The sequence below is a fragment of the Flavobacterium sp. 103 genome (assembly GCF_003096795.1).
In the GTDB taxonomy this organism is placed as follows: domain Bacteria; phylum Bacteroidota; class Bacteroidia; order Flavobacteriales; family Flavobacteriaceae; genus Flavobacterium.
Genome location: NZ_QENX01000001.1, coordinates 2,760,372 through 2,772,689, shown reverse-complemented (window position 1 = coordinate 2,772,689; position 12,318 = coordinate 2,760,372). Strand labels below are relative to the sequence as shown.

At 34.5% G+C, this 12,318-nt stretch carries 10 protein-coding genes; 6 read left to right on the top strand and 4 right to left on the bottom strand.

What is annotated here, in order from left to right; genetic code table 11:
* Positions 1 to 10 precede the first annotated feature (10 nt).
* Together rpsG and rpsL are read right to left on the bottom strand one after the other, a co-directional pair.
* A complete protein-coding gene (gene rpsG / locus C8C85_RS11395) occupies positions 11 to 487 on the bottom strand; it encodes a 30S ribosomal protein S7 (RefSeq protein WP_035637287.1) in 477 nt (158 codons plus the stop codon).
* 73 nt (positions 488 to 560) lie between these two features.
* Positions 561 to 944 carry a 30S ribosomal protein S12 gene (gene rpsL / locus C8C85_RS11390; protein WP_007136570.1) on the bottom strand — a complete coding sequence of 128 codons (384 nt, stop codon included), beginning with the start codon at positions 942 to 944 and terminating at the stop codon, positions 561 to 563.
* 268 nt (positions 945 to 1,212) lie between these two features.
* Here rpsL and C8C85_RS11385 point away from each other — a divergent pair, with 268 nt between their 5' ends.
* The 5 genes from C8C85_RS11385 (at position 1,213) to rlmB (ending at position 9,084) form a co-directional block, all read left to right on the top strand.
* Positions 1,213 to 2,910: a hypothetical protein gene (locus C8C85_RS11385; protein WP_243412102.1), complete on the top strand. Its 1,698-nt coding sequence runs from the start codon at positions 1,213 to 1,215 to the stop codon at positions 2,908 to 2,910.
* Positions 2,911 to 2,994: 84 nt separating this feature from the next.
* Positions 2,995 to 6,252, top strand: coding sequence for a SusC/RagA family TonB-linked outer membrane protein (locus C8C85_RS11380; RefSeq protein WP_116797187.1), 3,258 nt, complete (start codon positions 2,995 to 2,997; stop codon positions 6,250 to 6,252).
* Between the two features lie 3 nt (positions 6,253 to 6,255).
* A complete protein-coding gene (locus C8C85_RS11375) occupies positions 6,256 to 7,707 on the top strand; it encodes a SusD/RagB family nutrient-binding outer membrane lipoprotein (protein WP_243412101.1) in 1,452 nt (483 codons plus the stop codon).
* Positions 7,708 to 7,724: 17 nt separating this feature from the next.
* Entirely contained in the window at positions 7,725 to 8,237 is a 513-nt protein-coding gene (locus tag C8C85_RS11370) for a hypothetical protein (protein WP_133243383.1), read from the top strand.
* 112 nt (positions 8,238 to 8,349) lie between these two features.
* Complete coding sequence (rlmB, locus tag C8C85_RS11365; protein ID WP_116797184.1) at positions 8,350 to 9,084, top strand: 23S rRNA (guanosine(2251)-2'-O)-methyltransferase RlmB; 735 nt, start codon at positions 8,350 to 8,352, stop codon at positions 9,082 to 9,084.
* Positions 9,085 to 9,159: 75 nt separating this feature from the next.
* On the opposite strand, the gene C8C85_RS11360 is transcribed toward rlmB, so the two are convergent.
* Positions 9,160 to 9,957, bottom strand: coding sequence for a rhomboid family intramembrane serine protease (locus C8C85_RS11360; RefSeq protein ID WP_116797183.1), 798 nt, complete (start codon positions 9,955 to 9,957; stop codon positions 9,160 to 9,162).
* A gap of 249 nt (positions 9,958 to 10,206) precedes the next feature.
* Between C8C85_RS11360 and C8C85_RS11355 the strand changes: the two genes are divergently transcribed.
* Complete coding sequence (locus tag C8C85_RS11355; protein WP_116797182.1) at positions 10,207 to 11,484, top strand: replication-associated recombination protein A; 1,278 nt, start codon at positions 10,207 to 10,209, stop codon at positions 11,482 to 11,484.
* A gap of 54 nt (positions 11,485 to 11,538) precedes the next feature.
* Here the strand turns inward: C8C85_RS11355 and C8C85_RS11350 are convergent, their stop codons facing one another.
* Positions 11,539 to 12,318 carry a hypothetical protein gene (locus C8C85_RS11350; RefSeq protein ID WP_116797181.1) on the bottom strand — a complete coding sequence of 260 codons (780 nt, stop codon included), beginning with the start codon at positions 12,316 to 12,318 and terminating at the stop codon, positions 11,539 to 11,541.

The window sequence follows — 12,318 nt, the reverse complement described above, 5'->3', positions numbered from 1 at the left end:
TTCTTAAGAATTAAAATCTAAAGTGAGAGAAAGCCTTATTAGCTTCTGCCATTTTGTGAGTATCCATTCTTTTCTTAACAGCAGCTCCTTCTTCTTTAGCCGCAGCTAAACATTCTGAAGCCAATCTCTGAGCCATTGATTTTTCGTTTCTTCTTCTTGAATAAAGAATCAACCATTTCATAGCCATAGAAATTTTTCTGTCTGGTCTAATTTGCATTGGAATTTGAAATGTAGCTCCACCAACTCTACGACTACGTACTTCTACGTGAGGCATAACGTTTGTTAAAGCATCTTTCCAAATTTCTAATGAAGATTTTTCTGAATCTTGCTTTTTAGTTTCTATAATGTCAATTGCATCATAAAAAACTTTAAAAGCTGTTGATTTCTTACCATCCCACATTAAGTTGTTTACAAAACGTGTTACCAATTGGTCGTTAAACCTTGGATCTGGTAAAAGTGGTCTTTTCTTTGCCGCTCTTTTTCTCATGTCTTTTTTTTAATAAAATTTCATACCCATACAGCTACGACGAATCGCACCCCTACAGGAATAACTTTTTAAATTACTTTTTCGCTTCTTTTGGTCGTTTTGCTCCGTACTTAGATCTTCTTTGCGTTCTTCCTGCTACTCCTGACGTATCAAGTGCACCACGAACGATGTGATATCTTACTCCTGGCAAATCTTTTACCCTTCCACCCCTAACTAATACTATCGAGTGCTCTTGTAAATTGTGTCCTTCTCCAGGGATGTAGGCATTCACTTCATTACCATTTGTCAAACGTACACGCGCTACTTTACGCATTGCAGAGTTTGGTTTTTTTGGTGTTGTAGTGTAAACACGCGTACAAACCCCTCTTCTTTGAGGACAAGAATCTAAAGCAACCGATTTACTCTTCTTAGTTATCTGAGTTCTTCCTGTTCTTACTAATTGTTGAATTGTTGGCATAATTAATACTAAAAATTTCTTATTATATTAAAATCCCGCTTTTTACGGGGTTGCAAATGTATAAATTAATTTTCACTTTACAAACCATAATCAATTAATTTTCAATCGAAGTAAATATTTGTTTATCAACACCATTAACATTATTCAAACAATCCACATTTCAATCCAACAAAAGACTTTCTAACGCACTGCAACTTCGTCAATCCAACACTATGATTATTCCAACAAAGAACAGATATTTGCAATACCTTAATTAAAGAAATTAAAATTGAAATCTAAAATTCTTATTCTATTATTTCTATTTAATCACTTGACTTCAACGAGTCAAACTTTACAATTAAAAATAATTGGCAAGACCACAATTGAAACTGCACTTATTGATTCAATTGGCTACGTAGCAAAACATCAAAACACAAAACAATTAATTGACGAAATAAATTCAACAAGAAAAAAACTTTCCGCTACCGGCTATATTGAGAACAAAATACTAGAAGAAAAAAAGGAAAATGATAGCATTTACACCACTATAATCTCATTAGAAAACAAAACAAAAAACATACATATATATATAGGTATAAAAAACACCTCATTTATACCAAATTACTATATCATAAATCAAGACAGCATAATATTACCATATTCTCAAACAGAATCATTTTTAAAACACACTACACAAAATTTAGAACAAAATGGTTACGCCTTCACAAAAGTAAAACTCACCAATATCCAAACGAAAAAACAAAATCTCTATGCTGACTTATCAATCTATACAGGAAACAGAAGAACAATAAATACCATTGAAATAAAATATACCAATCAACAACAAAACAACCTCCTCCCAAAAGGTGCCGAAAAACAAATCAACAAAAAATACAAGAACACAATATTCAGCCAAAAAACAATAGAACAAGTACATGATGATTTTCAAAAATTTGGATTCATCAATCAAATAAAATATCCAGAAATTCTATTCACAAAAGACACAACCAAAGTATTTGTGTATTTAGAAAAAAGAAAAGCAAATATATTTGACGGATATCTAGGCTTCAACAATACAGAAAATAAAAAAATACAACTTAACGGATATCTAGATTTAACTTTAGTCAATACACTTCGAAACGGAGAAGAGCTATCCATATACTGGAAAAACGATGGGAATAATCAAAAAATATTCAACGTCAATCTGACTGCTCCATATTTGTTTAAAAGCCAAATAGGAATTAAAGCGATCCTAAACATTTTTAAGCAAGACAGCATTTTCCAAAACACAAAAACTGCCGTACAACTAAGCTATTCCACAGACTACAATAAACGATTCTATTTAGGATACGAGTCAACCGAATCAAGCGATATTCAAAACTCAAACAACCAAAATCTAAGTGATTTCAAAAATTCATTTTACACCACCTCACTTGATTTCAAAAAAGAATCAACTGAAAACAAACTATTCCCCATAAAAACGTTTTTGAATATAACAATAGGCACAGGAAACAGAACCACAATAACAAACCCATCTCTGAAACAAAATTTTGCAAATTTTAACATAATGAACGATTTTTACATTAATGAGAAAAACATTATAAATGTTAAAAATCAAAACTATTATCTAAAAAGCAAAAACTATCTAACAAATGAATTATTTCGTTTTGGAGGCATCAACTCCATAAGAGGATTTGCAGAAAATAGCTTACAAGCCAATCTAATGATTACACTCATGACGGAATATCGCTATCTAGTTTCACCAAATTTATACTTCAATTCCATCTTAGATTACAGCTATTACGAAGACCCAACAACAACAATAGAAAAAAATAAAACCGAAAAACTTCTTGGGATTGGAATGGGTTTGGGCCTACAAACCACCAATGGTTTACTGAAATTTGCCATCACAAATGGAAAGGCAAAAAATGAAGAATTGAAATTTTATAACACAAACATAACTATAAGTTATAATGTTAAATTTTAGCTTTAACAAAAAAAAGAGTTTCAGATATTAGGATAGTTAACAAATTATTATGATTTTTGCCTCACTAATTCAAAATATTTAAAAATGAAACTAAAGTTCAATGGATTCTTAGTACTCCTAGTAGTACTAGTGGCGCAACTAACTTTTGCGCAAGAAAGATCTGTTTCAGGGATTGTTTCTGACAATGCAGGTATACCTTTACCAGGTGTAAGTGTATTAGTAAAAGGAACAAAAAATGGAACTCAATCAGATTTTGATGGAAAGTATTCTATCAAAGCTGCACCAAGCGATGTATTGGTATTTAGCTATGTTGGAATGAAGTCTTCTGAGAAGTCTGCTAGCTCAACAACAGTTAATGTAAAATTAGCAAGTGATGCTACACAATTAGAGAGTGTAGTTGTTACTTCATTAGGTATCAAAAGAGATAAAAAATCTTTAGGATACTCTACTCAAGAAGTAAAAGGAGCTGATTTATCGGCTGGAGCTTCAACAGGAAACTTCATTAATGACCTTTCTGGTAAAGTTGCTGGTGTAAGCATCAGAAGAAACAACAACTTTGGAGGTTCCACAAACATTGTATCTCGTGGTATTAAAAACCTTACTGGGAACAATCAAATGCTTATCGTTATCGATGGTATGCCAATGAACAACAGTAACACCAACAATGAAATGACTGCAGGTCAAAACACTGGAAGAGGTGGTTACGATTATGGTAATGCTGCAATGGATGTGAATCCAGATGATATCGAAAGCGTAAACATCCTTAAAGGAGCTGCTGCGTCTGCATTATACGGATGGCAAGCTGGTAATGGTGTAGTTATGATTACAACCAAAAAAGGTAAAGCTAAAAAAGGAATGGGGATTACACTTTCTAGTGAATTTACAACTTCTACAGCTGATAAAGCTACTTTCCCAAAATACCAAGATAAATACGGAGGAGGTTACGGACCTTTCTATTCTAATGGACCAACAGGACCATATTTTGATGAAGATGCAAATGGAGACCTAGTGGTTCCTACCTACGAAGATGCTTCTTATGGAGCTCCTTTTGATCCAACATTATCAGTTTACCAATGGAACGCATACAGCCCATATACAGATCATTTTGGACAAAAAACTCCATGGGTTGCTGCTAAAAACGGTCCTTTCTCATTCTTCCAAACAGCAAATACTTTTAGTAATTCTGTTTCTATGGAAGATGCTACAGATAAGACTAGTTTTGTAATGAACTACAATAATTACAAACAAACTGGTATTATGCCAAACAGTGAATTAAAGAAAAACACTTTAAGTGTTAAAGTAAATCACCAATTCACAGACAAACTTTCTACAGCAGTTTTCGCTAACTATACTTCTCAAAGTACTGTTGGAAGAAACTCTACAGGTTACAATGACAACATCTTGACTTCTTTCCGTCAATGGTTTCAAACTAATGTTGACATCCAAGAACAAAAACAAGCATTCGAAAGATCTGGTGGACAAAACATAACTTGGAATATGCAAAGCCCAACTACTGGTGCAACCAACCCTATTTACTGGGACAATCCATATTTCACAAGATACAAAAACTACCAAACAGATAACAGAAACCGTTTTACAGGTTATGCTAAAGTAGATTACAAATTATTTGAGTGGTTAACCGCATCTGGAAAAATATCTACGGATACTTATGCTGAATTGCGTGAAGAAAGAAGAGCTGTAGGATCAATTCCTGCTACATTCGGAATCAATGCATTAGATGAATCATCAGGATATGCCAGATATAACGGTAATTTTTCTGAACAAAACTACGAAGGTCTTTTGACATTTAAGAAAAACATCAATGAAGACTTCTCTTTCAATGGAGTTGCTGGGGGTAATATATTAAGAACCAACTTTACTTCTATTTTTGCTACAACTCAAGGAGGTTTAATTGTTCCAGGACTATACAGCTTAACAAACTCTGTTAACACGGTTCCATTCCCTATCGAGCGTCAAGATTTCTCAGGAGTTAATTCTGTTTTTGGATCGGCTTCATTTGGATACAAAGAATTCTTATTTGTAGATGGAACAGCAAGAAGAGATTCATTCTCTACTTTACCAAAAGACAACAATAGTGTTAATACGTTCTCTGTATCTGGATCTTATGTTTTTACCAAACACATCGACCAACCATGGTTATCATTTGGTAAACTAAGAGCTAGTTATGCAGAAAATCCACAAGGAAACATTGCACTACACTCTTTAGTAAATACATATTCTAAATTTGACCCATTCGGTTCAAACCAACAATATTCACTACCAAGTACATTATCTAATGCTAATTTACGCCCAGTAAAAACAGCTTCAGAAGAAATTGGTTTAGAGATGCAATTTTTAGACAGAAGAATTGGATTTGATGTAGCGGTATACAAAAGTTTAAGTTCTGATCAAATTTTTGACGTAGATTACTCTACTGCTGTTGGAGCAAACAAAAGATTCATTAATGCAGGATCTGTTGAAAACAAAGGTATCGAGGTACAATTTAATGTTACTCCAGTAAAAACAGCTGATTTTGCTTGGGATATTTTTGTAAACTGGTCTAAAAACGAGAATACTGTTGTTGAGTTAACAGAGGGTATTGAAAATTTACAATTAGGATCATTCCAACAAGGTGTAACTATCAATGCTTCTGTTGGACAACCTTACGGAACTATTAAAGGTACTGATTACACTTACTTAAATGGAGAAAAAGTAGTTGGTACAAACGGTAGATACATTAGAAATACTGCAACTACAAACGTTATTGGTAACGTTACTCCAGATTGGATTGGAGGTATCCGTAACAAATTTACATACAAACAATTCTCTTTAGGATTTTTGCTTGATATGCAAAAAGGTGGAGATATTTTCTCACTTGACCAAGCATACGGACAAGCTACAGGTTTATACAAAGAGTCTGCAGGACTTAACGACTTAGGAAACCCAATGAGAAATACTATCGCAAATGGTGGTGGTGTAATTCTTCCAGGTGTTCAACAAGACGGTACTCCAAATACAATTAGAACAGCTGCTCCAGATCAATACGGAAATATCGCTGGTTACAGACAAGCTCCTAACAAAGCGTTTATCTATGACGCAGGTTATATCAAATTAAGAGAAGCGAATATTACTTACAATTTACCAAGTAGTATCGTTTCAAAAATGAAACTTACAGCTTTGTCGTTTGCAATAGTAGGTTCTAACTTATGGATCATAGACAAAAGTCTTCCTTATGCAGACCCAGAAAGTGGAACAAGTTCAGGAAACTTATCTTCTGGATACTCTGTAGGATCTCTACCAACAACAAGAAACATTGGTGGTAACGTAACAATTAAATTCTAAATTATGAAAAAAATAGCTTTATTAACAGCATTCATCAGTTTGTTTGTATCCTGCTCAAGTGATATCACAGATTTGAATGAAGAAGCAAAAAGACCTGCAACAACAAAAGCGGAATATTTGTTTACTAATGCACAAAAATCATTAGTGGATCAGATGGTAGGCACCTCAGTTAATTTAAATGTATTTAGACTGTTTGCTCAACATTGGACTGAAACAACATACCCAGACGAAAGTCAGTATGATATCACAACAAGAAGAGTTCCAGATAATCACTTTGCTATACTTTACAGAGACGTATTGATCGATCTAAAAGAGTCTAAAAAATTATTAGACCTTGAAGTTCCTGCATCTCCTGAGCAAACTGCAATTTTGGCTAACAAAAAAGCTCTTGTAGATATCTTAATGGCGTACACTTATAGTGTTTTGGTAGACACTTTTGGAGACGTTCCCTATTCTGAATCATTAGATATTGAAGCTCATCCATTACCAAAATACGACGATGCACAAACGATATATAAAGATCTTATCACTAGATTGACTGCTGACGCAAGTAGTCTAACAGCAAATAGTGCTTTTGCTAGTTTTGATTCAGCTGACCTAATTTATGGTGGTGATGCTAGCAAATGGGTTAAATTTGCAAACTCTATTCGTTTGAGAATGGCGGTAAATATGTCTGACGTTGATGCTGCTTATGCAAAAACTGAAGTAGAAAAGGCTGTAACAGCCGGTGTAATTACTAGTAATGCAGATAACACCAATTTAAAATATTTGCCTTTACAACCAAATGCTAACCCATTGTACGCTGATTTAGTAGTAAGCGGAAGAAACGATTTTATTCCAGCAAACACTTTAGTAGACAAAATGAATACCCTAGTTGACCCTAGAAGAGCTAAATATTTCACAGAATTCCCTGTGGGATCTGGAAACTATAAAGGAGGTATCTATGGTGCATCTAATGCTTTCGTGAACTACTCACACATTACTTCCACTTTAAATGATCCTACATTTGCAGGAACATTAATGGATGCTTCTGAAGTTGAATTCTTGTTAGCTGAAGCTGCTGCAAAAGGCGCTGCTGTAGGTGCTGCTGCTACTCACTACAACAATGCAGTTACAGCCTCTTTTACTAACTGGGGACTTACAGCAACTGATGCTACTACTTATTTGGCTGCACATGCTTATGATGCTGCAAACTACAAACAAAGTATTGGTGAACAAGCTTGGATTGCCTTATTCAACAGAGGTTTTGAAGCTTGGTCTTCATACAGAAGACTTGACTTCCCTGTATTGTCTGTTCCTGCTGTAACTTATAATGGTTTATCTGAAGTACCTAAAAGATATTCGTACCCAGCCAGAGAAGAAACTATAAACGGTGTTAGTACTGCTGCTGCTATTGCTAAAATACCTGGAGGTAAAAATACGTTAACAGCCAAAGTATTCTGGGATAAATTCTAATATTTAAAATGAAAAACATGAAAAAATATATAAAACAAATTTTTGCATTGGCATTAGTCGTGTCTTTTGCATCTTGTTCTCCAGACGACGAGAAAGTAGCAATGCTTTCAGTTGGTGGTAATGTAGTTTTAAAAACTACTTCCATTGCTAGAGCAACTGCCACTACTCCTGTAGATATCAAATTAGATGTTATTACTAAATCTGGAGTTACTGCAAGTAAAATTGAAATCTGGGAAAACCTAGCCAATGGAACTGTTCCATCTACAGCAGTTCCTGTAAAAGCATTCGTTCCTGGAAAAAAATTAGTAGACGCTACTATTACAGCAGAACCAGGTGTAGCAACAGGATCCTTGAAGGCTACATTTAATTCAGCTGTATTGGTTACAGGGGGTATTTACAATTACCCAACAATAACAGCTTTAGTTCCAGCAGCAGATTTTGGTAAAACTCCAATTCAATTAGAGTTTGTTACTACCTATTCAGATGGAAGTGTAACTAAGAACCCATATGTTTTAACTGTTAAAAAATAAACAGTTGAAATTGAAGAAAAAAATCAGAAATTGATTTATTCTTTTAATAGATTAAAACCACCAGCCCAGCTGGTGGTTTTTTTTATACAAACCTTTTACTTAACTTTGCCACATGGAAAAAGAACATCAAATTTTTGGGATCAGGGCAATAATTGAAGCCATACAAGCAGGCGCAACAGTTGATAAAGTCTATATTCAGAAGGAAGCGAGCAGCGAACTAATGAAAGACTTAATGAAAGTGATGAAAAGAGGGAATATCAATTTCTCTTATGTTCCTGTTGAAAAACTGAACCGATTAACGCCCAATAACCATCAAGGTGCTGTAGCTACCGTCTCTCCTATTTCATTTTATGATTTAGAAACCTTGATAGAAACCGTTATTGAAAATGGCAAAAAACCTTTGTTTTTAATTTTGGACCAGATATCGGATGCGCGTAATTTTGGTGCTATAATTAGAACAGCAGAATGTACAGGCGTTAATGGGATTATCGTTCAAAAAGCAGGTTCGGCTCCTGTAAATGGAGACACAGTAAAAACATCGGCAGGCGCGGTATTTAATATTCCGATTTGTAAAGTAGAACACATTAAAGACGCTATTTTTCTTTTGCAGGCCAGCGGCATAAAAACTGTTGCTGCCACCGAAAAAACAGAACAAAATATTTATGATATTTCTTTGAATGAACCGGTAGCGATCATTATGGGGTCTGAAGATCGAGGAGTGAATCCATCTGTTCTTAAAATCGTAGATGAAAAAGCAAAACTTCCTATGTTTGGCTCAATAGGTTCTCTAAATGTATCTGTAGCTTGTGGCGCTTTTTTATACGAAGCCGTTAGACAGAGAAGTTAATAATTTCAGATTGCAGAATATAGATAAAATGTAGATTTAAGAATGTAAATTTTTAAATTAAAAAAAGCAAATGAATCAAGACTCCAGTTTTGATTCATTTTTTTCGTTTATATCTTCTTGATTTTCGATAAAATCATAAACAACATTTGAATTCGACTGAAAAAAAGAGTCAATTCCCATTTGATTCTCTTCAACAATTTCAGGCTTGGGAAGATCAACAAAATTACCGTTTTCATCAAAACGTTGCATAAATTTATCTTCTGAAGAATCATAATCTGGTCGCTCCCAATCGTATTTTATTACTTTCTTGAATTCTGGTTTTTTGTATAAAAAAGTAATTACAAAACCCGCAATTAATCCTGATAAATGACCTTCCCAGGAAATGGTTTCATCAATTTTTGGAAAAACATACCAAACCATTCCGCCATAAAGAACCACAACTGTGAGAGACAAAGCTACCAATCTATAATATTGAGTTTGAATTCCTTTGAAAAAAATAAAAGAAACCAATACATAAATCAAACTACTGGCACCGATATGATAATTTTCTCTCCCGATGAGCCATGTTATAGCTCCTGAAAGTAAAATTCCGTACACTAATATTCCTATTGCTTCTTTTCTATAAAAAAAGAACAACGCCGCTAATAGCACTATTAATGGTATAGAATTATTATAGAGATGTTCGATATTCGAATGAATAAATGGGCTGAAAATTATGCCTTGCAATCCTGAAAAAGTTCTCGGCAGAATTCCATTATCATCAAAATCAAATCCAAAACGGATTTCTAACCAATAGACAAACCATAGGAATAGCACAAAAAAAAGAGGCACTCCCACTACTGCATTGGTGAATTTAAAATGATTTTCTTCCATTCTTAAATATTGGATTATTAGACTAAATAGATTCTTAATACAAATCAAAAATGTATCCAAAAGCAATTTAATGCTATTTTGTCATATAAAATAATAACTATTATGAAAACGAATGCCCTAGCCCTGATAGTAGCGGTATCCTTTTCATAAGGTGATTTTTCTTCAACTTATGAAAAGATACAAGCAGATAGCAGGAAAGAGCTCCTAAAAATATACTCTTAAAAACTGAAAATTGTGTAATTTTACCATATGGAAGCACCACTGGCAGAACGCATACGCCCACAAAAATTAGAAGATTACATCAGTCAATCCCATTTGGTTGGGCCTAATGGCTCGTTGACGCAACAAATTGCAAAAGGAATCATCCCGTCGTTAATATTTTGGGGTCCTCCAGGAACTGGTAAAACAACTTTGGCACAAATTATTGCCCAGGAGTCCAAACGTCCTTTTTATATATTAAGTGCCATTAACTCGGGGGTAAAGGACATTCGGGATGTAATTGAGAAAGCAAGACAGAGCGGTGGTTTATTTACTGCCAAAAACCCTATTTTATTTATTGATGAGATTCATCGTTTTAGTAAATCGCAACAGGATTCTTTATTGGCCGCAGTCGAAAAAGGATGGATTACGCTTATAGGAGCCACGACCGAAAATCCGAGCTTTGAAGTTATTCCCGCTTTATTGTCCCGTTGCCAAGTATATATTTTAAATGCGTTTACTAAAGCGGATTTGGAACATTTATTGCAAAGAGCCATGAAAACAGATACTTATTTGGCTACAAAAAATATTCAACTGCAAGAAACAGAGGCACTATTGCGACTTTCTGGTGGCGATGGACGCAAGCTATTAAATATTTTTGAACTTGTCGTAAATGCTTCCTCCGAAGATGAAATCTTGATCACCAATGACCGAGTTTTTCAATTGGTACAACAAAATACGGTTTTGTATGACAAAAGTGGAGAACAGCATTATGACATTGTTTCGGCCTTTATAAAATCGATTCGGGGAAGTGATCCGAATGGTGCTGTCTATTGGCTGGCGCGAATGATTGAAGGCGGTGAGGATGTGAAATTCATAGCCAGAAGAATGTTAATTTTGTCCAGTGAAGATATTGGTAATGCCAATCCGACGGCTTTTATAATGGCAAATAATGCTTTTCAGGCGGTTTCTACAATTGGTTATCCCGAAAGCCGAATTATTCTGAGCCAGTGCGCTATTTATCTTGCCACTTCACCCAAAAGCAATGCTTCGTATTTGGCTATTGGAACGGCTCAACAATTAGTCAAACAGACTGGCGATTTACCTGTACCTATCCATTTGCGCAACGCTCCTACCAAATTAATGAAAGAATTAGGATATGGCGAGGATTATAAATATTCGCATGATTATGCCAATAATTTTGCCGAACAGGAATTCTTGCCAGAGGCAATAAAAAATACCCCTATTTATGTTCCTGGAACTAATTACAGAGAAAACACAACTCGTGAATTCTTGAAAAATAGATGGAAGGATAAATACGGGTATTGAGGTCTTAGATTGCAGAATTAAGATTGCAGGTTTTAGATTTTAGGTTGTTATTGCCTAAAACTTCACAGCTATTTTCTCAGACATTAAAGTATCTTTTTCATAATACTCAAAGAACCATTGATTTTCTTTTAAAACCATAACTCCTTGAATATTTTCTTTAAATGCCAAATAAATAGAAGGGTTTGTGGTTTTATATGCTTTTATAACCACTTTTGGTGTGCTATCCACTAATTGAAATCCATTTTTGATAGGTTGCGCAAACAATACATTACCATCTGGTTCGATACTGCTACTTAGCACATTCACAGCTACGGCTGCTGTAGTGACAGGAACGGCAGTTACATAGGATGCAGGTGATGTTTCCGCAGGTGATGAAACAACTGTAGTGTTTTGATTCGAAGCAGTCACTTTTCCATTGTATTTATAGTGCAATGCATAAACAGATGCAAAAGCCATATTTAATGCTTCGGTGTAGGCAACTTCATAATCTTTCTCTTTGCTTTTTCCTACTTCGGATTTAAAAATAACTTTACCATTACAATCTTTAAGAGCAACATACAATTTAGTTATCAAAAATCCGCTTTCTTTCAATACATCCACATTTAATAGACTGCATCTATCACTGTATTCTTTTGGAATTGTTTCATTGGCATAAAAAGCCTCAAAACCTGCTTTTTTTAAATTAACTTTTGTCAATGTACTCAGTCGGTACTGATTTTCGCTTTTAAGAAAATCATATTTTAAAGGAATAATAACTGCGGGATAATCATTGACCGATTGGGAAAAACCATAGCTTGAAACAAGCAACAACAGGAATAGAAATTTAGTCTTCAT